This window comes from Paenibacillus sp. KACC 21273, from assembly GCF_028736095.1.
GTDB classification, from domain to species: Bacteria; Bacillota; Bacilli; order Paenibacillales; family Paenibacillaceae; genus Saccharibacillus; species Saccharibacillus kyungheensis.
Genome location: NZ_CP117876.1, coordinates 2,507,704 through 2,532,623, shown reverse-complemented (window position 1 = coordinate 2,532,623; position 24,920 = coordinate 2,507,704). Strand labels below are relative to the sequence as shown.

24 protein-coding genes are annotated in these 24,920 nt (G+C 38.1%); 3 read left to right on the top strand and 21 right to left on the bottom strand.

Annotation, left to right across the window (positions count from 1 at the left end; all coding sequences use genetic code 11):
- Positions 1–139: 139 nt before the first annotated feature.
- Positions 140–1,069 (bottom strand): membrane protein insertase YidC, encoded by a 930-nt coding sequence (yidC, locus tag PQ460_RS11395; protein WP_273612560.1) that lies wholly within the window; start codon positions 1,067–1,069, stop codon positions 140–142.
- Positions 1,012–1,356 (bottom strand): hypothetical protein, encoded by a 345-nt coding sequence (locus PQ460_RS11390; RefSeq protein WP_273612561.1) that lies wholly within the window; start codon positions 1,354–1,356, stop codon positions 1,012–1,014. The genes yidC and PQ460_RS11390 overlap by 58 nt, the downstream gene beginning before the upstream one ends.
- 354 nt (positions 1,357–1,710) lie before the next feature.
- Here PQ460_RS11390 and licT point away from each other — a divergent pair, with 354 nt between their 5' ends.
- From licT to PQ460_RS11375, 3 genes are all read left to right on the top strand, one after another.
- Complete coding sequence (licT, locus tag PQ460_RS11385) at positions 1,711–2,568, top strand: BglG family transcription antiterminator LicT (RefSeq protein ID WP_273612562.1); 858 nt, start codon at positions 1,711–1,713, stop codon at positions 2,566–2,568.
- A gap of 258 nt (positions 2,569–2,826) precedes the next feature.
- Positions 2,827–4,713, top strand: coding sequence for a beta-glucoside-specific PTS transporter subunit IIABC (locus PQ460_RS11380; RefSeq protein ID WP_274172761.1), 1,887 nt, complete (start codon positions 2,827–2,829; stop codon positions 4,711–4,713).
- 253 nt (positions 4,714–4,966) lie between these two features.
- Complete coding sequence (locus PQ460_RS11375) at positions 4,967–6,427, top strand: glycoside hydrolase family 1 protein (protein WP_204823925.1); 1,461 nt, start codon at positions 4,967–4,969, stop codon at positions 6,425–6,427.
- A gap of 167 nt (positions 6,428–6,594) precedes the next feature.
- On the opposite strand, the gene PQ460_RS11370 is transcribed toward PQ460_RS11375, so the two are convergent.
- From PQ460_RS11370 to PQ460_RS11280, 19 genes are all read right to left on the bottom strand, one after another.
- Positions 6,595–7,044: a MerR family transcriptional regulator gene (locus PQ460_RS11370; RefSeq protein WP_273612564.1), complete on the bottom strand. Its 450-nt coding sequence runs from the start codon at positions 7,042–7,044 to the stop codon at positions 6,595–6,597.
- Between the two features lie 29 nt (positions 7,045–7,073).
- Complete coding sequence (locus tag PQ460_RS11365) at positions 7,074–7,802, bottom strand: SDR family oxidoreductase (protein WP_273612565.1); 729 nt, start codon at positions 7,800–7,802, stop codon at positions 7,074–7,076.
- Positions 7,803–8,069: 267 nt separating this feature from the next.
- On the bottom strand, positions 8,070–9,209 hold the full coding sequence (locus PQ460_RS11360; protein ID WP_274172760.1) for an SLAC1 family transporter: 1,140 nt from the start codon (positions 9,207–9,209) through the stop codon (positions 8,070–8,072).
- A 144-nt stretch (positions 9,210–9,353) separates the two neighbouring features.
- Positions 9,354–10,064, bottom strand: a complete 711-nt coding sequence (locus PQ460_RS11355) for an SDR family oxidoreductase (protein ID WP_274172759.1) — start codon at positions 10,062–10,064, stop codon at positions 9,354–9,356.
- A 2-nt stretch (positions 10,065–10,066) separates the two neighbouring features.
- Entirely contained in the window at positions 10,067–10,408 is a 342-nt protein-coding gene (locus tag PQ460_RS11350) for a MerR family transcriptional regulator (protein ID WP_274172758.1), read from the bottom strand.
- Positions 10,409–10,608: 200 nt separating this feature from the next.
- A complete protein-coding gene (gene rbsB / locus PQ460_RS11345; RefSeq protein ID WP_274172757.1) occupies positions 10,609–11,535 on the bottom strand; it encodes a ribose ABC transporter substrate-binding protein RbsB in 927 nt (308 codons plus the stop codon).
- Between the two features lie 34 nt (positions 11,536–11,569).
- Positions 11,570–12,538, bottom strand: a complete 969-nt coding sequence (gene rbsC, locus PQ460_RS11340) for an ABC transporter permease subunit (protein ID WP_204823919.1) — start codon at positions 12,536–12,538, stop codon at positions 11,570–11,572.
- A 1-nt stretch (position 12,539) separates the two neighbouring features.
- Positions 12,540–14,021, bottom strand: coding sequence for a sugar ABC transporter ATP-binding protein (locus tag PQ460_RS11335; RefSeq protein ID WP_273612569.1), 1,482 nt, complete (start codon positions 14,019–14,021; stop codon positions 12,540–12,542).
- A gap of 58 nt (positions 14,022–14,079) precedes the next feature.
- Positions 14,080–14,490, bottom strand: coding sequence for a D-ribose pyranase (rbsD, locus tag PQ460_RS11330; RefSeq protein WP_274172756.1), 411 nt, complete (start codon positions 14,488–14,490; stop codon positions 14,080–14,082).
- Complete coding sequence (gene rbsK / locus PQ460_RS11325; RefSeq protein WP_274172755.1) at positions 14,490–15,395, bottom strand: ribokinase; 906 nt, start codon at positions 15,393–15,395, stop codon at positions 14,490–14,492. Before rbsK ends, rbsD begins: the two co-directional genes overlap by 1 nt.
- 108 nt (positions 15,396–15,503) lie before the next feature.
- Complete coding sequence (locus tag PQ460_RS11320) at positions 15,504–16,481, bottom strand: LacI family DNA-binding transcriptional regulator (RefSeq protein ID WP_274172754.1); 978 nt, start codon at positions 16,479–16,481, stop codon at positions 15,504–15,506.
- Between the two features lie 354 nt (positions 16,482–16,835).
- A complete protein-coding gene (locus PQ460_RS11315; protein ID WP_274172753.1) occupies positions 16,836–17,732 on the bottom strand; it encodes an aldo/keto reductase in 897 nt (298 codons plus the stop codon).
- Between the two features lie 61 nt (positions 17,733–17,793).
- A complete protein-coding gene (locus PQ460_RS11310) occupies positions 17,794–18,456 on the bottom strand; it encodes a hypothetical protein (protein WP_274172752.1) in 663 nt (220 codons plus the stop codon).
- 6 nt (positions 18,457–18,462) lie between these two features.
- On the bottom strand, positions 18,463–19,104 hold the full coding sequence (locus tag PQ460_RS11305) for a hypothetical protein (RefSeq protein ID WP_274172751.1): 642 nt from the start codon (positions 19,102–19,104) through the stop codon (positions 18,463–18,465).
- Between the two features lie 30 nt (positions 19,105–19,134).
- On the bottom strand, positions 19,135–19,749 hold the full coding sequence (locus PQ460_RS11300) for a YdcF family protein (RefSeq protein ID WP_274172750.1): 615 nt from the start codon (positions 19,747–19,749) through the stop codon (positions 19,135–19,137).
- Between the two features lie 65 nt (positions 19,750–19,814).
- On the bottom strand, positions 19,815–20,051 hold the full coding sequence (locus tag PQ460_RS11295) for a DUF3953 domain-containing protein (RefSeq protein ID WP_274172749.1): 237 nt from the start codon (positions 20,049–20,051) through the stop codon (positions 19,815–19,817).
- Between the two features lie 139 nt (positions 20,052–20,190).
- A complete protein-coding gene (locus PQ460_RS11290) occupies positions 20,191–22,857 on the bottom strand; it encodes a transglutaminase-like domain-containing protein (RefSeq protein ID WP_274172748.1) in 2,667 nt (888 codons plus the stop codon).
- Positions 22,858–22,943: 86 nt separating this feature from the next.
- Entirely contained in the window at positions 22,944–24,005 is a 1,062-nt protein-coding gene (locus PQ460_RS11285; protein ID WP_274172747.1) for a carbohydrate-binding family 9-like protein, read from the bottom strand.
- A 240-nt stretch (positions 24,006–24,245) separates the two neighbouring features.
- On the bottom strand, positions 24,246–24,908 hold the full coding sequence (locus PQ460_RS11280) for a DUF2625 family protein (protein WP_274172746.1): 663 nt from the start codon (positions 24,906–24,908) through the stop codon (positions 24,246–24,248).
- Between the last annotated feature and the right edge of the window lie 12 nt (positions 24,909–24,920).

Genomic DNA, 24,920 nt, shown 5'->3' with positions numbered 1-24,920 from the left:
CTATCTCTATATCTCTTTTGGTGTAAAACCTCTCCAAGTTTTACCCTTATAGCAAGATCACATCAAAAAGATCATCCTCTTCTTTTTAAGAGTGATGATCTTTTGTGATGTAAAATCTTATCTTACCTAACACATATCGTTATGCTTTTGCAGACTTATTTTTACTTTGATTGGCTTGGCGAGCCAGTTTTTTGGCTTTTGTGTTACTTATGGCTACAGGCTCTAACGTTTCAGGTTCAGGTTCGACTTCAATTTCAAGTGCGGTCTGAACAGGGATACTGTTCGGATACATTTTGCGGAATAGTAAAGTCTGTACTAATAAGAATGATCCACTCACCATCCAGTATAAAGGCATCGCTGCTGGTGCGCTGAATGAAAAGAATGCCATCATAATTGGAGACAAATACCCCATAATTGCAAATTGTTTTTGTTGTTCAGGTGTCATATTATACTGTGAGACTTTGGCTTGAAGCATATACAGTAATGCTACAATAATCGCCATAATCCAGTTAGGCTCTCCTAATTTGAACCACAAAAATGAATGAGAAGCCAGTTCCGGTGTAGCACGAATCGCTGTATACATACCTGATAAAATAGGCAATTGAATCAAGATAGGCAGACAACCGATATTTAATGGATTAAAGCTATGCTTTTTGTAGATCTCCATCATTTCTTGTTGTTGCTTTTGTTTGTCTTCGGTACTGGTTTTATTCTCATATTTCTTTTTGAGCTGATCAAGTTCAGGTTGCATAATGCTCATTTTGCGCTTCATGCCTTGTTGACCTTTAGCTTGACGCATCATTAATGGGAATAAAGCAAACCGTACTGCCAGTGTCAAAGTAATAATAGCCAGCCCGTAACTTCCACCGAACCAAGTTGCAATATGCTGCATACTATAAGTTAATGGAAAGACAACGTAATGAGTAAAAAAGCCGGGTGTGGATGAATTGACTTCTTGTACAGATGAGGTACCGCATCCTGCTAATAATACCATCATCATTAAACCTAGTATTAAACCGTAAAGACGACCTTGTTTTCCCGTAAAAGTGAATCCCTTGAATAATTGCATGTTGTTCCTCCTCGTTGATGTTGTTGCTTATGGCTCAACGAGGATAGGCAATCTCCTGCATCTTCATCAGGAGCTTCTTTACGGCGTATGATTCGTGCCAGTGTTATCGGTGTATGATGTATCGTTTTGAAAATGATCAAAGGCAGATCATAATGTCCACGAAGTTGCCGGTTACTGATCCAAAATTCCGTGATTCCGCAATACAGATGAGCAATATATCCATAACTCACTGTAATTAACAGACCAATCGAAAATAAATACGGTATCCAATCATGCATTTCAAACAAGGTATTCACCCCCTCTGACTATCCTAAGATAGTTAATATGTTAATTATAACACTACTCGATCCTTTTTACATAAGACAAATTACGACAATTATAATATGATTTGACGAATAATGGATAAACATTAGAAAAAATCTGCAAATCACTCTTGTAATCGCTTTTATTATATACTACAATAAAGTTAGTTAAAGGATTGTGACCGGTTAAGCGGGCAATGCCTGAGATTATTGTAATATCATTTTGTAGAAAAATGGTATTGGAATGATTTCGGGCATTTTTTATATTTATATACATGTATTGCTGTATATTTTCTATAAAATAACCCCCGTTCATTTTAGAATTGTAGGTGGAAGATTATGATTATAGAGAAAATATTAAATAATAATGTACTACTGACCAAAAATCAAAAAGGCAAAGAAATTATTGTAATGGGTCGAGGTATTTCTTTTAATAAAGTGATTGGTGATCCGGTAGATGATACCAAAATAGATAAAATCTTTATGTTAAATGAGAACGAATTCACAGCCAAGTTAACCGAGTTGTTGAATGAGATTCCTGTCTCCCATCTAGAGCTAGTCAATCAAATTGTAAATCATGCCAATGCGGTGCTAGGTACAACATTGAGCGATAATATTTATTTGACACTGACAGATCATATTCATTTTGCATTAGAGCGTTATGAGAAACAGCTTCATATCAAAAATGCGTTACTTTTTGAGATTCAACGCTTTTATAAAAAAGAATACAGTGTCGGTCAAGATGCTTTACAGATGATCAAAGACAGTACTGGTATTTCATTAGGCGAAGACGAAGCTGGGTTTATCACTCTTCATATTGTAAATGCTCGTATGGATGGTAATGAAATGCAAGCTACGATCAAAATGACAGAGATTGTACAGCATGTCCTCAATATCGTGACTTATCATTATGGCATTGTACTGGATGAATCGTCACTTAACTATTCTCGCTTTGTTACTCATCTGCAATATTTTGCGATGCGATTGTTACGCAAAGAGATTCATTATAGTGGAGAAGAATTCCTTTATAATCAAGTCAAAACAGCGTATAGTAAAGCATTTGAATGTGTCTCCAAAATCAATGATTATTTAGAAAAAACATACGATCAATCATTGAGTAAAGATGAATATGTCTACCTCACTATTCATATTCACCGGGTAACCGAACGAACAACGATTGAAGAAGAACAATCATAATTAAATACATTCCATCCATTAGGATTGTGACTGGTTATGCAGGCAAAACCTAAACTGATGGTGAAAAGGACGCGTTAGTTCGCTGTCTATTTCACCACGAGTTTAGGTTTTTCTTGTTTATAAAAGAAAATAAAGAGCGCCGGCAATTTCTCTTTGTTCTTTTATTGACAGTAAAGCTTTCCTTTCACCCATGTCGGCCAACATGTCGTGAGGATCTTGTACTAATCGATGTATTTATTCATAAAGGAGCTATCAATCATGAGTAATCAAGATTTATCCAAACAAATTATTAATCTGGTCGGCGGAGAATCGAATGTTAATTCGGTATTCCATTGTGCAACACGTCTACGCTTCAGCTTAAAAGATTCTAGTAAAGCAGATAAAGCAACGCTCGAAAAAACACCGGGTGTGATCACAGTCGTCGAAAATAGCGGACAATTTCAAGTCGTTATCGGCAACTCTGTTAGTCAGGTGTACGATAAAATTATGGCGGAAACGAATTTGCAAGATGTAGAGAAATCGACTGAAGCATCAACGACGGCTACAGATAAAGATACCAATATACTAGGTAAAGCAGTCGATATTATTTCTAGCATCTTCTCTCCTCTGCTTGGAGCTCTGGCAGGTGCAGGGGTATTAAAAGGATTAGTCGCTTTATTTCTAGCACTTCATTGGCTAGATAACACATCAGGCACCTATCTTGTTCTGAATGCAGCATCAGATAGTGTATTTTATTTCTTACCGATCTTCCTGGCGGTTACATCTGCGCGTAAGTTCAAAACCAATCAGTTTGTATCGATTGCAATTGCAGGCGCGTTAGTCTATCCTACGATTTTGACAGCATTAGATAGTGGGATCAGTTTAAGCTTTCTGAATATTCCGATTGTACTGGTTAACTATACATCCAGCGTTATTCCGATTATTTTGGCAGTATGGGTACAATCGTATGTAGAACGATTTGCAAGCAAATTTATTCATGAATCTGTTAAAAATATTTTGGTGCCTATGGTGGCTTTGTTAGTTGTTATTCCTCTAACATTCCTTGTATTCGGTCCTGTAGGTCATTTAGTGAGTCAAGGATTAGCATCAGGATTCACATGGATTTATAATTTGAGCCCTATTCTAGCAGGTGGTATCGCAGGGGCATTCTGGCAAGTATTTGTTATTTTCGGCGTCCACTGGGGCTTTGTTCCGATTATGCTTGGAAATATTGCAGCTAATGGATTTGATCCAATGTTGCCGATGTTAACAGCTGCGGTTATGGCTCAAGCGGGTGCAACTTTAGGTGTATTTTTCAAATCAAGAAATAAAGATACCAAAGCATTAGCCGGTTCTTCTACACTGGCCGCAATCTTCGGGATCACTGAACCAACGATTTACGGGATTACATTGAAATTGAAAAAACCATTTATTTATGCTTGTATCGCTGGTGCTGTAGGTGGCGCGATTATCGGTGCTGGTGGCTCAAGAGCGATTGCTTTTGCTCTACCTGGTTTGCTTGCTCTTCCTACGTATATCGGTACAGGGTTCGCTGCTGTTGTGATTGGACTGCTAGTTGCTTTTGTTCTAGCTGCTCTGTTGGTATATATTCTTGGATTCAAAGAAGAAGCTACAGTCGTTACAGCCAATGATGCTCCTGCTCCAACAGGAAATGCAGCTACGACTACTGCAACAACCGCTTCTGTTATTGCGAAAGAAGTTATTATTAGCCCATTACAAGGAACAACAATGCCACTAGAGTCACTTGAAGATCCAGCTTTTTCTTCCGGTGCTATGGGTAAAGGTATTGCGATAGAACCTACTTCAGGTCTACTGACTTCACCTGTAAATGGTACAGTAACGACTGTTTTCCCTACCGGACATGCAATAGGTATCACATCTAACGATGGCGCTGAAATGTTAATTCATGTCGGTATGAATACGGTTCGTTTGAAAGGTCAATTTTTTGAGAAAATGGTTAAAGAAGGCGATATTGTAGAGCAAGGACAATTGTTGCTCAAATTCGATATTGAGCAGATTCGCGCCGCTGGTTATGTTCTGTCTACACCTGTTATTGTCACCAATGCAGCTAGTTATCTAGATGTACTCAAAACATCTGAATCCGAAGTCAACAATCAAGACTATCTATTAACCGCTGTTGTCTAAGATTCACGTTAGATTTATGGCAGGTGCTTGAAAACGCTATTCTTGTGTATTACAATAAGAAAAGATAAATAAATAACTCAGGATTGTGACTGGTCATGCAGGCAAAACCTAAATGGATGATGTAAAGGTACTCTTACGTAGAGACTTCCTTTCATTTTCTGTTTAGGTTTTTGTTGTTTTATAGGGTATTTTCGCCTGATCATCATAATTCTCAATTATAATTTTATACTCTATGACGAAAGAGGTAATGAACATGACGAATGTACAACAAGGATTTCCTAAAGACTTCTTATGGGGCGGAGCAACAGCAGCGAACCAACTAGAAGGCGCATATAATGTAGATGGTAAAGGTCTATCCAGTGCGGATATGATCGCTTATATTCCAAAAGAAGAACGCGGAATTACCAACCATGCTATGGAAGTTTCTTCAGAACGTATTGCACAAATTCTAAGTGGTGAATTTGAAGCACGTTTCCCTAAACGTGACGGTATCGACTTTTATCACCGTTACAAAGAAGATATTGCTTTGTTTGCAGAAATGGGCTTCAAAGTGTTCCGCCTTTCGATTCATTGGTCACGTATTTTCCCTAATGGTTATGATGAGCAACCGAATGAAGCAGGTCTTCAATTCTATGACAATGTATTCGATGAGTTGCGTAAATATAATATAGAGCCTTTGGTAACTCTTTCTCACTATGAGACTCCACTCGGTTTAACTGAAAAGTATAACGGTTGGGTAAATCGTGAAGTCGTTGATCATTTTGCTCGTTATGCAGAAACGGTATTTACACGTTATAAAGACAAAGTAAAATACTGGTTAACGTTTAACGAAATCAACGTATTGACGATCAGTGCTTTTACAGGCGGCGGCGTTGTTATCGATCGCGAAGAAAACAAACTACAAGCGATGTACCAAGCATTGCATCACCAATTTGTAGCTAGTTCTATCGCTACTAAATTGTGTCACGAAATTATTCCAGGTTCTCAAATCGGCTGTATGTTAGCTCGTATGGAGACATATCCGTTCAGCAGTAATCCAGCAGATATTCGCCAGGCGCAACATGATAACCAGATGAACTTATTCTTCACTGATGTTCATGCACGTGGTGAATATCCAAGATTCATGAACCGTTATTTTGCTGAAAATAATATCGTGATTCAAAAAGAAGCTGGCGATGATGAAATTCTTAAAAAATATACTGTCGATTATATTTCCTTTAGCTACTACATGTCGATCACTGTAACTACAGGAGCAGATGGTGACAAAGCGGCTGGTAATTTATTCGGCGGTGTAAAAAATCCTTATTTGGAAGCTTCAGATTGGGGATGGCAGATCGATCCAATCGGTCTACGTGTAACATTGAACAACTTCTATGATCGTTACCAAAAACCATTATTTATCGTTGAAAATGGTCTGGGGGCATTTGATAAAGTAGAAGAAGATGGTTCTATCCATGATACGTATCGTATCGAATACTTGCGCAAACATATCGAACAAATGCGTGAAGCGATTGCCGACGGTGTAGAATTGATGGGTTACACAAGCTGGGGCCCTATCGACCTTGTAAGTATGTCTACTTCTGAAATGTCTAAACGTTATGGATTTATCTATGTTGATCAAGATGACGATGGTAATGGTACACTCAAACGTTCCAAAAAAGATTCTTTCGAGTGGTACAAAAATGTAATTGCTACGAATGGAGCAGAACTGTAAAACAGCAACACACTTCATATGGTACTATGATTGCACTCTTTCTGAGCGATTAGCTGACTAGATCATCAATCTTCAGGTAACTAACAAGAAAGAGTGTGACAAAGTCATAAAAAAGACGTATCTTCTCTGCATAGAGGATACGTCTTTTTTTATATGCAAATATACTTTTACGTATGACGGGCTAACATTCGTTCGCTAACGACCGCATCACATTCATGACTATTTCGATCTGGATTTTGCGCTGTTTCCATATAATGTTCAATCGTATATTCCAAAAAACGCTGGGTTTCCAGTAATTGCGCAATACTTTCCTGCACTTTAAGATGATGTTCTTTAAGTATCTGTAATCTTGTATCTAATGTACTGTCACCGGTGACTGCTAATTCCCGATACTGCTTCATCTGTTCTAACGTCATCCCTGTTGCTTTCAAGCGGGTCAAAAAGATAATCCCTTGAATTTGCTGCTTATTATACGTTCGATGTCCATTCGGCTGACGATCTGCATAAGGCAATAACCCCAATTTTTCGTAATACCGAATCGTGTCTTCGCTTAGACCTGTTAATTCAGAAGCCTGTTTAATCGTTGTATATTGTTCAGTATTATCGATTGTACTCATATTGTGATCTCCTTGATGTAGATTGGATATTACCAAGGAACAATTCCATTTTCATCAAAAAATTGTCCTGTTGGTCCATTTTCATCTAATGTAGCAAGTTTTACAATAATCGTAGCTGCTTGTTCTACGGAACGAGGCCCTGTATTACCATTAAAGTCAGTAGCCGTATATCCTGGATCAGCAGCATTGATTTTGAGTGCGGTATCTTTAAATTCTTTGGCAAACATCACAGTTACTGCGTTCAAACTTGCTTTAGAACTAGAATAAGCGAGTCCGTTAAACGCTGCATATTCATAATTAGGATCGCTGTTCTGAGTCAGTGAGCCCAGTCCACTGGATACATTGACGATACGTCCTGCTGAAGATTTTTGTAGTAAAGGTAATAATTGTTGTGTTAATTCGACGACTGCAAATACATTAGTATCATAAACTTTGCGCATATTTTCTACTTTATATTGACTAGGTGGCGACATTTCGTCGATTGACACACCTGCATTATTAATCAATACATCTAATGATCCTGATTGTTGTTCGATCTGATGAACAGCAGATTGGATTGTTGAAGAATCAGTAACATCTAATAATACAAAATGGGCTTCTATTCCTTGTTGTAACAATTGATCTACAGCTGTCTGTCCACGAGACTCATCACGAGCTCCTATAAATACAATATACCCTTGACGACCTAATTGTTGTGCCGTCTCATAACCAATTCCTTTGTTAGCTCCTGTAATTAAAACTGTTTTAGCATGACTCATGAATGTAGCCTCTTTTCTGATTTAGATTAATTGTGCTACATCTACTGTACAACTTGGAGTATACTCCAAGTCAATCATAAGATTTCAAATGTGTAGTAGAGCGATTATCTAAAGCACTATTAAAAGTACTTGGAAATGATTGGTATAAGTATAACATAGAAAAACATTTACACTATTTACGTTCATTCCATTTGAAATAATCACATTTTGATAAAAAATAACGAATTTTCTCAAAATCAAAGAAAATTCGTTATTTGTATATATCTATTATTTTACTTTTCGAGAATGTACATGAGGTATTCTTTGAACAGGCACTTCTGCAACTACAGGACGATGTCTATAGGCTTCGATCGATAGCACACACTGCCAGATCAATAATAATACGGTAATCCATGCGGTGATGATCACTATTCCACTCTGTAGAGCTGATGTCGATGAAGTAACAAGTGCACTTCCATTGAGCATGATAAGACGCCATGTAAATAGATTGAATATTCCGAGTGTAAATATTCGACTCCACTGAGTCACATCATACGTACCCACTGCTGTTTTCCAACCATTTCGTCTGATTCTCATCACAGCACGAATCATTTCGATACATTCCACGACAAGTAAAATAGCTAATGTCACCCACCATAAGATAGATACAGCACCCAGTGTCCAGCTAGACGTTTCAATAACAGCTACACCTGTAATAGCCAATGCTCCATACATCATCACATTGTTGCTTTGTGACTGATCTGCTGTATTCCAGGCATAACGTACATAGCGATAGATCATTAAGCTGGCTAACACGACATATAGAATCAATCCCCAACCAATCAACAAACGGCAAATAATCAACATCGCTTCACTATGTCCAAAAATATCATACAACAACATCGCAATCGATTGAGTAGCTACTGTCGCGAGCAACACAATCCCATGCACATGTCGTCCACCTTGCATTCGAGCGATATCAATCATACTTTTACCAACCCAATACATAAAGAAAACCCATAATCCTATCGTCATTACTGCTAAGATCAACACGGTCTCATATACCCATGAAGATGGAAACGAAGTATAGATCGTAATCAGTAAAATCGATGTTCCTGCAATCCATGTTCCTATTGCAAATCGTCCGACCGGATCAGCCAAATGTATATTAAAAAATTCATCTTTACGAATAGAAGTAATATAACCCAGTAACAAGTAAATCCAAATAGCGATCAATATGATCACAAAGATAGAAGTTGCATAAGAATACACAGATAATCCTGTAATTTCACTCCAAGCTCCTTGTATAAAAATACCTCCGACCATCAGTATACTTCCTGCAGCAGTAGGCATATCAGACTTGCGCCTATACGTATGTGTAGTCATTAAACCTACAATGATGCAAGCGAGCATCAAAATAATCAGCATCTCTATTGATCTCCTTTTTACTATTTGCTATATATTACTAATCATTATACTTCATTTAGCATCAAAATTGGTTAATCACTTCAATTATACAGATTCCGATAATAATCATAATGGCATATATATTAAAAATGTCTTTCTACTTAGTTACCATTCTATCATGCCATTATCATCAAAAAATCCACCATTAGGTCCTGTATTATCAAGAGTTGCTAGATGAATAGCAATATCAGCTCCTTGTTCAGGTGTACGTTTACCTTTGAAATCATTAAAATCTGTTGCTACATGACCAGGTGCTGCTGAGTTTACTTTGATGCCTTCGTTTTCTAGCTCTCTAGCATAATGGACCGTTAGTGCGTTCAGTGCAGTTTTTGAAGAAGAGTATGAGATCGAAGGCTGTCCAACAAAAGCTCCTTCATTACCAAGCGATCCTCTCAAACTAGATATATTCACAATTCGTCCAGACAACGATTTCCTAATTAAAGGTAACATTTCATTTGTGACCGCAACAACTCCAAATATATTTGTTTCATAAATAGTTCTAAATTCATTGACATCTGCTTCTCCTGGTTTAGTTCTAGATGCTGCAACTCCTGCATTATTAATTAGAATATCCAAATGCCCATACATACTCTCTATTTTTTGATAGGCTGCTTTGATAGAATCAGCATTAGTCACATCAATTTCTAGTAGATGAATATCTCCATCATTTTTCAGATCATTTACAGCTTCTAGTCCACGTTCTACATTTCTAGATCCCAGTAGTACAGTGATCCCTTTTTTCGCCAGACCTTTTACAATAGCTTTTCCGATTCCTTTATTAGCACCTGTAACAAGCGCAACTGTTTTAGATTCCATTTTTACTCCTCCATTTTTTTCGCAGGTTTAATTTTTTTAAGTTTGATCGTAATTATATTTTGAAGTTCTATCATTTGTTGCTCTAGTGTTGTCTGATGATCTTGAAGCATGTTATATCTGCTTTCAGATGTATCTAGTTGCATGTATTTTTTTATATTTTCTAATGACATTCCCGTTTTTTTTAGACAAGCTATGACGTTGAGCATATCCACAAATTCTGAATTATATATTCGATAACCAATGTCATTACGCATAACTGGTGGAATCAGTCCGATTTTTTCATAATAAAGAATAGTATCTTTTCCTATCCCAGTCATATCTGAAGTTTGTTTCAAAGTATTCATTGTATGCATCTTATCACCACCTTCTTTTCTCTACATATGTATACTACAGCCCTGAGTTCACTCCGGGTCAAGCTTCTATTTTTAATTTTGTATAATGTAAATTAATCCAGATAAAATACATATCAAACATAAAAAAAGGAGATCCATTATAAATGGTCTCCTTTTGCTTATTTCTTTTATTCCACTTTTGAACTTTATAATTATTGATCTTCTTTTGTGACTAATTTCAAAGGAGCTGGAATAGATTTCTCGACCGTTTTCCCTTGCAATACATCACGAGCAGCATCGACTGCCATTTGTCCGATCAATTCAGGTTGTTGAGCGACTGTAGCTGTCAATTTGCCGTCTTTGATCGAATTGAGCGCATCCTCATTACCATCAAAGCCGATCACAGGAATGTCTTTGCCTGAACTTTGGATCGCTTCTATCGCACCTAGCGCCATTTCATCGTTATGAGCGAATACCGCTTGTACATCTGGATTTCCTTGAAGTAGATTTTCCATAACTGTTAGACCTTTAGTACGGTCAAAATCTGCTGCCTGACTAGCGACTACATCTAATTCTTTATCTGCGATATCATGGAAACCTTTACCACGTTCACGAGTAGCAGATGCACCAGGTACGCCTTGTAATTCGATCACTTTAGCATCTTTGCCTAGTTGTTTGACAATATATTCAGCCGCCATTTTACCGCCTTTGACATTATCGGAAGCGACCAATGCTTTGACATCTCCTTTGTCCGCAGAACGATCTAACGTCACAACAGGAATATCTAGTGTATTTGCAGATTGAACTGCCGCCGAGATCGCTGCTGAATCAGTCGGATTGATTAACAGTGCATCTACCCCTTGCTGAATCAAATCATCGACATCATTACTTTGTTTGGCAGAGTCATTTTGAGCATCAACAACGATCACTTGGATATTTAGCTTTTTCGCTTCTTTCAAGACTCCATCTTTAAGTGATACAAAAAATGGATTATTTAAAGTAGATACAGAGAGACCAATCTTAATCTCGCTTGCATTTGCTGATTTTTTGGATTTGGCCCATGCTGGAGGTTGAAGTGAACATCCTGCTAATAGGATCACAGTCATTATAACTGCAAGTAGCGATATACCTTTTTTCATACTGGATTCCTCTTTTCGTTTTAAAATCAATGTATTATGCAGATTTTTTACGATCAATCAATACCGCAATAACAATAACGATCCCTTTTACAACCATCTGATAGAAAGAAGATACCCCTAGCAAATTCAGACCGTTATTCAAGGTACCAATAATCAATGCGCCAATCAGTGTACCTACAATACGTCCACGTCCACCCGAAAGACTGGTTCCACCTAGTACGACTGCTGCAATAGCATCCAGCTCATATGATGTACCTGCTGTTGGTTGCGCAGAATTAAGACGAGATGTTAAGATTGCGCCTGCTAATGCAGATAATGCACCAGCTAAAGAGTAAATCATAATTTTAACACGTGGTACTTTAATACCAGATACGATAGCTGCTTTTTCATTACCACCGATCGCATATGTTTTACGACCAAATGGTGTTTTGTGCAAGATCACCCATAATACGATAAATGTAATTGCCATCGTAATCGCCGGTACAGGAATTCCTAAGAAATATCCACGTCCGAATAATTGAAATGCCATGCTGTCGCCAAGCCCTGTGATAGGATTACCATTGGTATATACGAGAGTCAGTCCACGGAATATAGTCATTGTCGCTAGTGTAGCGATAAATGGAGCCATTTTACCTTTGGTGATCATCAGTCCATTGACCATACCCATAACGCCACCTGCTGCACATCCGATAATAATCGCTAAGATCGGATCAACCCCTGCTAACATCAGATTCGCTACAAATGCACTGGATAATGCCAGAATCGAACCAACTGATAGATCAATACCACCTGTCAAAATAACAAAAGTCATACCAAATGCAATTAGCGCATTAATCGCCACCTGGCGTAACAAATTCAAAATATTAAGCGGTTCCAAAAAGTCTGGATTCAATACCGATACAATAATAACTAGAATAATAAATCCAAGCAACGGACCGAGCTTTTGTGTTACATTCGATAATTTGAAATTTTTCTCTGGTTTTTCTTTCGTTATGGTTGTCATATTACTGTCCTCCTGTAGCTAACGTCATAATATTTTCTTGCGTAGCTTCTTGACTGGATAATTCTCCGCTAATCTTACCTTCATGGACGACTACAATACGGTCACTCATTCCAAGTACTTCTGGCAATTCAGAGGACACCATAATAATCGCTACACCACGATCGGTAAGTTCATTCATCAATTGATAAATTTCACGCTTCGCTCCTACATCTACCCCGCGTGTCGGTTCGTCCAAAATCAATACGCTTGGGCCAATACCAATCCATTTCGCAATTACGACTTTTTGCTGGTTACCACCGGAAAGGCTACGTGCAGGTGTCTCCGCAGATTGAGTTTTTACTTGCAGACGTTTGATTAATGTATCTACAAATTCAGCTTCTTTTTTACTAGAAATAAACCCTTTCGAAGAGAAACTAAATAAGTTAGGTAGCGCCATATTTTCACGAATTGAAAAATCAAGTACTAATCCTTCGTCTTTACGATCTTCGGTAATAAAGCCTATACCATGCTTCACTGCATCATCAGGTCTGCGAATATTTACTTTTTTACCACGTATCCAGATTTCTCCGCTATCGAGCGTGTCTAGTCCAAACAACGTACGCATAATCTCTGTGCGTCCCGAACCCATCAATCCGGAGAAACCTACAATTTCTCCTGCATGAACCGTAAAGCTTACATTTTGGAATTGACCTTTTTTACTGGCATTTTTCACTTCCAAAATCACTTCACCAGGTTGCGGTGTGCGAGCAGGATAACGTTCTGTCAATTCACGACCTACCATTTTTTTGACTACTTCATCGAAATGAGTATGTGGAATTTCTTTGGTATCTACTGTTTTGCCATCACGCATAATTGTAATTCGATCACAAATCGCAAATATTTCTTCCATTCTGTGCGAAATGTATACAATCGACACACCTTCTTTTTTGAGCGCCATAATCACTTCAAATAACTTTTGAATTTCACGCTCGGTTAGTGCGGCAGTTGGTTCATCCATAACGATTACTTTCGCATCTGTCATTAAAGCTTTGGCGATCTCGATCATTTGTTGTTGTCCAACAGAACAATCTCCTGCTTCACCTTGCAAAGGTAAATCGACTGCTAATTTACGGAATTGCTCTTTTGCTAGCGTTTTCATTTGTTTGGTATTGAGTAAACCCCATTTGGATGTCATCTCTTTACCGATAAATAAATTTTCAAGTACGGTCATATCACGCCAGATATTAAGCTCTTGATGGATAAAAGCGATTCCTTTTTGTTCAGCGACTTTGGGATTATCAAAATACGTTTCCTGTCCATCTATTACAATTGTGCCTTGATCGCGCTCATGCAGACCAATCAAAATATTCATTAATGTTGACTTGCCAGCTCCATTTTCACCCATCAGTGCATGAACTTCGCCTGCGCGGAGATCAAAATCGACTCCGCTCAAGACTTGGTTTGTACCGAAGGATTTGTAAATACCATTCATTTGAATCTGCATAGACAATGCCTCCTTTAAATCTGTTGTGCTATTTATGCGTGCTACTCATGCTGTTCTTTTACTGCTGTGTTGCTCCAAAATGAACACCTGCATGCAAAATGCAATTAGCATAGGGTCTGGATTCACCTGTACGAATAATTACTTTTGCTTTTTGACAGTAACGCTTGAATTCTTCATGGCTACATCTGGACAATGGAATACTTGCGAACTTATCTTGCATATATAAAAATGTATCTTCATTCTGCTGTACCATCTCTTCTGCGATTGTAATCTTTTCAATCTCCATATCTTCTGAGATCACATGAACGACATCGCGGAAGCTAGGTACTCCATACGTAAGAGCAAGATCAATTTTAGGCACTCCATCCGGTACAGGTAACCCTATATCAGCAATCACAATATAATCCGTATGTCCAAGATCAGCCAATACTTTAGCAATATGGCTATTCAAAATTCCACTTTTCTTCATTACAATTGTTCCTCTACTTCCTGACGTGTAGGCATTCCGCCTTGTGCACCAAATTTAGTGACTGAAAGAGAAGCTGCGCGATTGCCAAAACGTAGTGCATCTTGCAAAGACTGACCTTCTGCTAATGCCACCCCAAAAGCCGCATTGAACGTATCTCCTGCACCTGTTGTATCTACAGTGTCTACTTTGTACGTTGGCACAACGACTTCTTGTTGCCCATCATAATAACGAACACCTTTACTACCTTCGGTTACGAACAAACGGTTGGGATGTTGACGTAATGCTTCTTCTAATGTGAGCCCTTCAAACACGATACCTGCTTCATGTTCATTCGGCGTAATATAAGAAAGATTGTTGATCACAGTCTCATTCACATGACGAGCCGGTGCTGGATTTAACAATAAAGGCACATTAGCATCAGCGCATATTTGACTAACATAGGTTACCGTTTCTTCTGGAATTTCTTGCTGAATCATCACAATATCGGAAGCTTTAATCACATCAATCGCTTGAGCTACATATGCTGGAGTCACATGATCATTAGCCGCTTTCACGACAATAATACTATTATCTCCTTCAGCCAAAATAATATGTGCTGTACCGCTCTCCATATCTGTAACCGGTTCCACATAGTCTACATTTACATTATTATCTTTGAAGTTTTGTAAAATCGTTGTTCCTAAATGATCATCACCCACACGACCGATCATAGTGACTTGTGCTCCTAATCGTGCGGCAGCTACAGCTTGATTAGCTCCTTTTCCACCGGGAACTGTTTTGAAGCTTTCTCCAAGAACGGTTTCTCCTGCACCCGGGCGCTTCTCAGAAGTAACTACTAAATCCATCGAACAACTACCAATAACACAAATTTTAGCTTTAGAAGAATGATGCTGAGATTGAGACATATTAAATTTCCACCTTTCTACTTCTTTTATTGGGCAATCAAGACATGCTATTTTATATCCAGTGTCAATTAACTCTACTTAACAATGATCTTATACAAAAATAATAGATTACAGCTTACGTGTTGTCTCACGTTCTATAAATTGAACAGGTATCTGAATTGTCCGTTGTTCTCCTGCTGTGCCTTCAATCAATTGAATTAATAAATCTGCCGCCGCTCTGCCCATATCATAGGCTGGTTGACGAATTGTAGACAATGCTGGCGATAACAGACTACTTAAAGGAATATCATCAAATCCGATAATCTGCACATCTTGTGGTACTTTTTTGCCCAGACGATAGGCTTCTTGTATTACTGCTGTCGCTACAATATCGTTGCTTGCAATCACACCATCTGTATCAGGATATTGTTCAAACAGCTCTTTTGCCCAGCGATCTGCATCGGTAAATGAAAAAGATGAAGTCTGTGTCGTATGATAATCGATCCCCATATCTTGCAACACTTCTATCGCTCCTTGAAAACGATCTTGTGCAGGGCGAATATGAATAGGTCCTTGCATCACTGTAATATGATGGCTTCCACGCTGGATCATTTGCTGGGCTGCAAGCCGTCCACCTTCTCGACCATCTGCATACACAGCAGGACGATCACTGGATATACGATCCAAAAAAACGACCGGAATTTTGAGTGAGCGATATGAAGCTGTACCTGGATCATTGGTAGATGAGATCACACCGACAACATTATTTTGGACAAAAGTCTGTATGTAATCTTGCTCTTTCTTCTGACTTTCGTCACTATTACCAAAAATTAAGCGGAATCCACTTTCCTGCATCCGATCTTCTACCCCACGAGCTAATTGAGGAAAGTAAGGGTTCGTAATATCAGGTAGCAACAGACCAATTAATCTGGATTTACGTTTATATAAAGAACGTGCTACTTCATTAGGTGTATAGTTCAATTGTTGAACAGATTCTTCTACTTTACGCCGCGTATCTTCATGCACATAACCTGTTTCATTAATCACTCGTGAAACAGTAGCAACAGATACACCTGCATGGCGTGCTACATCTTTTATCGTTGTCATTTTCTTTTCACCTCGATGTGTAACCGGTTACAGGTATAAATTATCATATGTTTTTCATTTTGACAACTATTATTTTAGATTTTATATGTTAATGGGGATAATGGAGTCACCTCTTCCTTTTTACATATTAAATTTAGATACCTCATGAGTATGGATGATATGTGTAGTAACAAAGTATATTTTTTTCTGCTTTATTGTGAATTTTTCATATGATGAAATTTAATAAAATAGAATTGATAAAGGCTATATTGTACTAACCGTATCGCACAAAAAAGCTACCTTCTATAATTTCTAAGAAGATAGCTCCTATTTATGATGAAAATAGACGTGTTTATTATATCAATCGAATCTATTTTACGTTTGTCCTACCCATTCTGGTTCTGCAATTTCTTGCCAGCGACTGCGTATCGCTTCGAAATGTTCTTTGGATAGCGCTCCTTCTTTTAATAAAGCAGCATTTTCGGTCCAACGACTTGGCTTTGTTGTTCCAACAATCGCTGTATCTATTCCTTCAATACTCAATGTAAAACGTAGTGCACGCTCGATACTTTTTTGCACTTCTTCATCTTGCAAAAATCCATAATTCAGATCACGCAATCGATTCCAATATACAAATGGATATTCTTGCGCACCGATCGTTTCAAATGTCCATGCAGCATTAGCAATAGGACGCTTGGCAACAATACCCATTCCTTGCTTGCGTGCTTCTGGAATAGTAAGAGCGATCGCTTCTTGGTCAGCAATATTAACAGATGTTTCAAGACTATCAAATACACCTGTATTGATAGCATACAGTGCATTAGTATGATCACCACTATAACCGATATAGCGCGTTTTGCCTGCTTGTTTGGCACGTTGTAGCACTTCAATTACTTCTCCACGGCGAAGTACTTCTTCAGAGCAACTATGTAAATGAATGACATCTACATAATCTGTTTTGAGTCGCTTCAGACTGCGATCGATACTTTGCTCTAACATTACAGGGTCCCAGTCTGGTGCATCAAAATCTGCGGCATGACCACATTTAGTAAATAAATAATAATCATCCCGACGATGAGACAGTGTATTTCCAATTAATTCTTCACTTTTTCCATAACATTCAGCAGTATCAATTACATTTAAGCCAGCATCTAATGCGCTATTCAGTAATTGTTTAACATCACTTTCACTGACTCCACTGCCTATTTCAGAACCACCAAATCCCAGTACACTGACTTCCATATCTGTTTTACCATATTTGCGCTTCTCCATGATTGTAGCCTCCCTGGTCATCTTGATTCGCTAATTTATTACCCTTCAGCTGTAAGCGTAATCACTTTATTGGAAAATATTGATTTGGATGATCCCAAGGAGGTTGATCCCAGACTACTTTTCGTGCAAATACAGTGTGATCTATTCTAGTTTCAGTATAAAAGATAGATTGTGGAGGTTGTATATTATCTGTATCCAATTGATTCGTTATAATAGCTGCATCAAATGACCAGTAATTGCTTTGAATTTGCTTACTGATCAGTGCTTCCCAAGGTTGTCCATCTGTCGCTTCGTCCGTAAAGTATATAGCGCTCTCACTAAAATGTTTATGAAAAAGACATATAACGTCCCAAATTAACGGTTGCCATTCTTTTTTTAAATGAGCATTTATATAATCATCTATAATATGATCAGTCTCAAAAAATAAAGCAAGTTCGACGACATTCTTTTGAAGTTCTGTAAAAACATACGGTGTTAATCCTATCAAAGCAGGCCAAACGCTTACCCATGTATTATTTTTAAAAAGAGAGATACGTTCTGCATTACAACCTGTATACATAAAAAAATTATCAGATAGCTCCCATTCAATCGTACCAAAATACGTTTGTAGATAACTATGTTCAAATCCATATTCAGATAAACATCGTATAAAACGATTTCTGACCTCTTTAAAGTCTGTTTCAGCACATTCTATATACAGTTGAACTTGAGAGTATTCAGGCATAATTGTTCATAACTCCAGATCAAATTCATCATCTTCTAAACGTTCTGGACTGATCCAACTCATTTTTTGAAGATTCAGTATCTCTTTAAATTGATCCACCAAATCGTGCATAAAATCTAACTGATCTAGATGCTTTTGAGTCATAATCTGCTTTAATTGCTCAATCTGTTCTGGACTCACTTCGAATAGAGTAAATTGCTCTACATGGCAATTTTGAAATAGCTGTTGAAGTTGTTCTTGGTATGCCGGGTTCTGATGTAATTCAGTCAGCAATTGTGAACGAACTCCTTCAAAATCGGGATTAGTATATAACAGCTCTACTGGATCTTCTTCAGGGTAACCATCCAGTGCCATTTGATGCAAAGATATTTCTTCTAATTCGTAATTATAATCAAAGTGAGCTTTTGATATGCCGTTCGATATAATTTCATAACTCCAGCCATGATCTTCTGCATGATCAAAATGGAGCACAGGTACCGTATTGGAAATCTGATAAATAGAGTCAGGAACTTTTTTCTTAAAACTGGTATCTTTCATAAAAAACAAAGTCCACTGTTCATTAAGATGACCTGTAAAAAGAGGATTAAAATCTTCCAATAACTCACTATGTTTGCGCTGAATCAAATGTCCAATCGTATATTCACTCATTAGGCAACTCCTTATTGTGTTAGAACTTTTTTATGGAAGCTGTAACATGGCTTTGATCATGGCTAGGTATTCACGCAACATATTTTGAGGCAATAAATACCCTAGTGATGGGCTTGCTATACCATGCACTTTGAAGCCAAGTGTAGAAGCAATCATTTCTGCACGATACAGATGATAATTACTCGTTACGATCATAATTGAAGGTTGATGGATACCTCGTGCTTGCAAAATATCTTGAGAAAACTTCAAATTTTCAAAAGTGCTGGTTGAACGATTTTCTTGAATAATACGAGTCTGATCAATACCTTGACGAACCAGATAGCGACTCATTGCTTCCGCTTCTGGAATATCTTCCCCCGGACCTTGACCACCGGATACGATAACAGACATATGAGGGTGTTGCTTCAGATAAACAATCCCTGTATCGACTCGCTGTTGCAAAATAATCGATAACTGTGAACCTTTCAGCCCTGAACCCAAAATAATCATATAATCTACATGAGAAGCTTGCGTATCATTGATTTTAAAACCAGATATGATCATAGATTCAATAATTGCAAATGAAAGCACAACTACAAAAATTATTGTAACGATCATTCTTTTGAATATGTCATGACTGCCTATCTTTTTCAAACGTGTTAACATGATTGTTCTCCTTATGTACAAGCGAATTGCTATTGAACCGATGATCTACTCTATTTTTTAGTTTTTTAAATTCCTACTGCAAAAGCAATCAAAATAAGTATGGCTGTTACCCAATACATATAGGCTAAAGATTTTCGTTGTTCTTTAAAAAGAGATATCCCTGCAGAAATCATCATCAATCCAAGAAACAAATAAGTATAGCCAGTATATTTTTTTGTGACAAATTCCCAAATAGAAAGACCAATAACTAATACTACCAAAATAATAGTAATGATTTTAAAAGATAATTTATTACGTAACATCATATCCCTCCTTTCTTTTTTAAAATTATAACATCATTACAGATGGTTGCGAAATGTACAGCAAATCAAAACTATCAAAAAGACTCCACTGCTACTTGAGCAACAGTGAAGTCTTTGACAAAGCAATTCTTGTAATTGTTTAGTTCTTTTCTTGATGTATATCTATGTTCATGCCATTTACAATACGTAATAATTCTTTCCCTGTACCTAACTTGTATCCTTGCAAGCAGTACCGAACTCGTTGTTGTGCATCTACAACGATCACAACAGGTAGCTGATCTCCTCCTAATGAAGTGAGGCACTCTGACCATTGTTCTAAGAATTGGTAGTTAGCATCGATTGCAATCTGAGACTGAGCTGGCAAAGGATCTAAAATAACTGCTCCATATTCTTGCTCATCTGCAATCAATAAATGAATATCACCCGCCCATATTTGCAATTCTGCTCGCAGTTCTGCTAATTCACGTAATAAATGCTTGGTCGGTTCACGTTCAGGCTCTAGCCATGCTAGAATATGACCTTCTTTTCTATCCTTTTTATCTTTGTTTGGTTGCAACGAATAAATATGACGTTGTAAAGATTCTGGCAATGTTTCCAAAAGAACAGGTATCTGTTGCTGTTCTGTGCGGAATACTAACTCTACTTCTATTTGCTGATCAGGTTGTACGTTAAAGTAAGTAAAGGTACCTAACACACTTCCATCTTCAAGACGGGTTCCTGTTGTCAAACGATAATCACCTGCTAATACATCATACGGTTGCTGGTACACCTCTTTTTCGCCATAAGGAATATCCAATGTGCGATAAATACCATTTTCAAAAATAGCGACCGTAAAATTATGCTGATATTCTGCAACCACTTCTACATCATCTGAAGCACGTACAAATTGTATTTGACCCGTAGCCGAAGCCAATACACTATCCTCAACAAATGTAGATTGCTCTTGCTTCCATTGAACTGAATGCCATGTACCTTGTAACTGATATTGGGGAATAGCATTTAGTGGTTCTAAACGCGCCGCAATACCAAGACTACGTGCAGCCGCTACAAAAGCAATATCACGACTTACCGAATCAGTCACTCCTAATTGATGAGCCGCCGCAGGTGTTGCCATTCCTGTATAACGATCTATATGATTATTAACTGCGATCTCTTGTTCCAGTACAGTAGCTAATAGCATAGGATCAGAGCGGAATGCCTGTTGTTGCTCTGTATTCCATTGATCAGCGAAATAGTTACGATACGGTTTAAGCATTTCAAAATGAACTCGTGGACATAGAACGTATTGATCCCAATCACTTGAATAGATATGAGATGCTTCGTCTAATGATATAACACCTTGCAGATGATCGTGTAATACCGGTCGGAACGTATCTGTTAGATCTTTAGGACGCAACGATTCTAATAAACGCAACCCTAACGCACGTTCAGCCAGAGTACATTCGCTAAGAAAAGCGGCAATCTCCTCTCCGTTTCCTTTCGCTGTTTGCAGTATATTCCACAACCGATCTGTCGGTAACTGCCATTCTTCTGCATATTGACGCGCTTGTTCTTGATCTATAAATGTGTGTTCAAAAGCAGTACGAATCGCTGTGCCTGCTTTAATTCTTTGTACATGTTGATGAGCAGTAGATTCGTCTACTTTCGTTCCACTATCAATAACAGGAGCAACAGGTGGAGTCATTTTCCATTCTTCTCTTACAACCGTTGGACTTGTATTAGTAGTAGTGTGTTCTGAATATACAGGAGTGTTATACCTTTTTAATACTAATGTTAGTTCAGATGATGTATTCGTATTTAGAAAAGCTGTTCCCCATACAGAAGATGTATACGCATGAATAAACAAGTCACCATATCCTGTTGTTAACGAAGCATGTCCTTGATCATCGGTCATTAACGAAGTTAAAGGATAAAATTCAGCCGAGTTGTACAATTGAAATTGAACTTCAGCTATTACAGGCTTTCCTGCTTCATCGGTTACATGGATATGAATCGTTTTGACATCCGCATAATGAGCTAACAAATTAATTTCGGTATACCATGGATGTGTGGTCGTTACTTCTTCAGAGCCATTGTAATCTGCAAATACACGTGTGTGTACTAACATCGCACGCTTAGCAGGTAAGCGAAACCACCCTTCGTTAAGTATCGGCTCCGGTTCACATGCTCCCAAAAAGTGCCATTTCCCATCTGCCCATGCTTCTACCCATGCATGATTAGAATCGCAATGTGCCCAGCGCGGTGTGTAACATTGACGAGCAGGAATTCCAATACTACGCAGTGCAGTTACAGTCAAGGTCGATTGCTCCCCACAACGTCCGAGTGCAGTTCTCATGATTGTAAGTGGAGAAACAGTGCGTATATCTGTTCCAATATAAGTTGCACGCTCATGACACCAATAATTCGTTTCCAATATAGTGTCAGTCATAGATAAATGCTGTACCCGCTCTGCTAATTCCTCGTAAATCACTGATCGACTGTGATCGATATTCTCATTATTTACTCGATAAGGCAAAACATAATTTACAAAGATTTCATCAGGAATACGTGCGCCCCAAGGCATATCTGCTTGTACTTGTAGCACTTGCCGAATATGGTTTAGAAAAAAAGCACCCTCATAATCAGCCAGATCATGTAATGGCATATACGCATATAGAAATTGAAGCAACTGCTTTTCTTGCTCTGAAAGGTCTTGTTCAAATACAGCAAATAGTGATTCCTCGCGTCCTTGAGCTTGTTCTTTTTTCCAAGCAAACTTTTCTTCGATTACATCCATATTGAGCCCATAAGCTGTATTGACTGTCATGAATATACCTCCCGATCCATAATGATCACTGCACCATTATGATTGTAGTATTTTCCTTATTTAGCAAGATTCATTCCCAATACTACTCAAGCTTCTTGCCATACCCATCCATCTTGCCGAATACAGAGGCGAGTCTGCTCATCAGGTATTTTGATAGAAATCTGGAACATACTACTTGTCGTCTCCAATTGGAGTTGTTCTATATCTGCAATATTTTGAATGTCTTGAGGTAAAGTGTGATAGATCGTTGCCAGTTGATCACAATACTGTTGATGTTCACTTGCATACTGACGCTGACGATAATAGAGCTGTCGTAATAACCATTTGTATTCTTCAACCGTAGTCAGATGCAATTGTTGTTCGGTATGATTGACGTTCTGCTCATCTGTAAAAATTACATATCCCCATAGCTCAGGATAATGCATATTTACAATTCCCATTGGACTCCATACCCAGTTGTCTTCTGGAAAAGAACGACCTGTCGCTGGATCAATCCTTTTGACATATTGATCATCTATAATATCTACTTGCCATTGTACACGTGAGAAATTAACACGCCAGTGCTCACCAGCTAGCGGAGCACGTTTATGTAGCGAACACTCTTTCAAAATCGACCATGGCATGGCAATCTCTACACTCCATTTACGATTGGGAGCTAGCGGATTGTTCAACTCTCCATCAATATACACGGCTGTCCGTAGTCCGCTCATATCCCATCCATTTATTGCAGGCCCTTCATCTCGATACGGCTTCACCAGTAACAAATCCCATACTGTATTAAGTGCATTGATTTCAAACTCATAATACTGATGTGTATCTCCATCAGGATCGATAAAAACTTCAAAATCATTATCATAAAAAATAACAGAATCTCGCTCTGTCTGTGTTGCCCATATTTCATTGTCTTCTAATTCTGCACCTATATAAAAATAATCATCATCCCAAAGCATTTTAACACGTGTTTGCTTGGAAGGTAATGGCTTCAAATCACCTTCAATATCTACAAATGAATCTGTCCAACTGGTTTGCTCCCAAAAAGGCTGGTCTAATTTTCCACTCCAGTCGCTTTGTCCTTCTGCTCGTTTACATACATAATGTTTGGGTTGGTATTGAATATGAGGTTCAGGAACCGCAGATAGCTTATGCACGATGTCATCTCCTTTGTTTGTCAGCAATTCTTACATTTATTCTAAAGTAGATCATAATGTTCGTAAATATGGCATTTATACACTTCAATATATGTCGTATTTGTCTTTATCATCACTAAAATAGTATAAAACAGCGTTATTTGCATAGATAATAGTCAATGATGCTTACAATCAATAGCAAAAAAACTCCGGTATACATAGATAGCGTATACCGGAGCTTTGTGCTTGTGTTGCTTTATTTTATTGAGAAGGACTGATATGCATATTCCAAAACTCGGCGATCGGAACAGCTTTTTTACTACTTTGATCAGACGATCCTTCTTGCGTCCAAAGAGGGGGATAAAAATGAATTGCACAATCAGGCGCCAAGTTCGAGATATCTTCTTGCCAACCGTTCCAGCGCATCGTTTCATAAAATTGAGATAATCGTCCAGAAGCTAACCAGATCACAAATTCAGAATAAGATAACTCGGTATCTTCCCACTCTAATGTATCTGGAGCAAAATAATAGATGGTAGGCTCTTCACCTAATCCTCCACCATTCAAAGCAAAAAATCCTCCTACCACATCGTAAGCTACTACTGAGGCTTTGGCGATCGGTTGTATTGTATTAGACTGGTCGGCTTGAGATTGTCCATTCCATGATAACAAATCTCCATAAATTCGTTCGTTACCTGAACCTAATAGCTTAATCCAACCCTGATCAAATAAAATGCCGCCAGTTTCATATGCAATACAACCAAGATACGATTTCGTTGTAATTTGCATCTGCAACAATGTCGATTGTGCTTGTAGATCTTGTTTGGGCAAAATAGTATACGGCGTTTCCCCTTGATTCAAAACATCCTGTATTTCTTGCCAAGCATGTTCCTGTGTATTGACCAATTGTTCAATTGATTTCATATTGAGCTTCCT

Bases quoted from the DNA above. Each gene is read 5' to 3' on its own strand.
- PQ460_RS11355 (WP_274172759.1), bottom strand. From the start codon at position 10,064: ATGGAATCTAAAACAGTTGCGCTTGTTACAGGTGCTAATAAAGGAATC.
- rbsB (WP_274172757.1), bottom strand. From the start codon at position 11,535: ATGAAAAAAGGTATATCGCTACTTGCAGTTATAATGACTGTGATCCTA.
- rbsK (WP_274172755.1), bottom strand. From the start codon at position 15,395: ATGTCTCAATCTCAGCATCATTCTTCTAAAGCTAAAATTTGTGTTATT.
- rbsC (WP_204823919.1), bottom strand. From the start codon at position 12,538: ATGACAACCATAACGAAAGAAAAACCAGAGAAAAATTTCAAATTATCG.
- PQ460_RS11360 (WP_274172760.1), bottom strand. From the start codon at position 9,209: ATGCTGATTATTTTGATGCTCGCTTGCATCATTGTAGGTTTAATGACT.
- PQ460_RS11380 (WP_274172761.1), top strand. From the start codon at position 2,827: ATGAGTAATCAAGATTTATCCAAACAAATTATTAATCTGGTCGGCGGA.
- PQ460_RS11310 (WP_274172752.1), bottom strand. From the start codon at position 18,456: ATGCCTGAATACTCTCAAGTTCAACTGTATATAGAATGTGCTGAAACA.
- PQ460_RS11335 (WP_273612569.1), bottom strand. From the start codon at position 14,021: ATGCAGATTCAAATGAATGGTATTTACAAATCCTTCGGTACAAACCAA.
- PQ460_RS11305 (WP_274172751.1), bottom strand. From the start codon at position 19,104: ATGAGTGAATATACGATTGGACATTTGATTCAGCGCAAACATAGTGAG.
- PQ460_RS11375 (WP_204823925.1), top strand. From the start codon at position 4,967: ATGACGAATGTACAACAAGGATTTCCTAAAGACTTCTTATGGGGCGGA.
- PQ460_RS11350 (WP_274172758.1), bottom strand. From the start codon at position 10,408: ATGAATACTTTGAAACAAACTTCAGATATGACTGGGATAGGAAAAGAT.
- PQ460_RS11315 (WP_274172753.1), bottom strand. From the start codon at position 17,732: ATGGAGAAGCGCAAATATGGTAAAACAGATATGGAAGTCAGTGTACTG.
- licT (WP_273612562.1), top strand. From the start codon at position 1,711: ATGATTATAGAGAAAATATTAAATAATAATGTACTACTGACCAAAAAT.
- PQ460_RS11290 (WP_274172748.1), bottom strand. From the start codon at position 22,857: ATGACAGTCAATACAGCTTATGGGCTCAATATGGATGTAATCGAAGAA.
- rbsD (WP_274172756.1), bottom strand. From the start codon at position 14,490: ATGAAGAAAAGTGGAATTTTGAATAGCCATATTGCTAAAGTATTGGCT.
- PQ460_RS11370 (WP_273612564.1), bottom strand. From the start codon at position 7,044: ATGAGTACAATCGATAATACTGAACAATATACAACGATTAAACAGGCT.
- PQ460_RS11295 (WP_274172749.1), bottom strand. From the start codon at position 20,051: ATGTTACGTAATAAATTATCTTTTAAAATCATTACTATTATTTTGGTA.
- yidC (WP_273612560.1), bottom strand. From the start codon at position 1,069: ATGCAATTATTCAAGGGATTCACTTTTACGGGAAAACAAGGTCGTCTT.
- PQ460_RS11320 (WP_274172754.1), bottom strand. From the start codon at position 16,481: ATGACAACGATAAAAGATGTAGCACGCCATGCAGGTGTATCTGTTGCT.
- PQ460_RS11300 (WP_274172750.1), bottom strand. From the start codon at position 19,749: ATGTTAACACGTTTGAAAAAGATAGGCAGTCATGACATATTCAAAAGA.
- PQ460_RS11280 (WP_274172746.1), bottom strand. From the start codon at position 24,908: ATGAAATCAATTGAACAATTGGTCAATACACAGGAACATGCTTGGCAA.
- PQ460_RS11365 (WP_273612565.1), bottom strand. From the start codon at position 7,802: ATGAGTCATGCTAAAACAGTTTTAATTACAGGAGCTAACAAAGGAATT.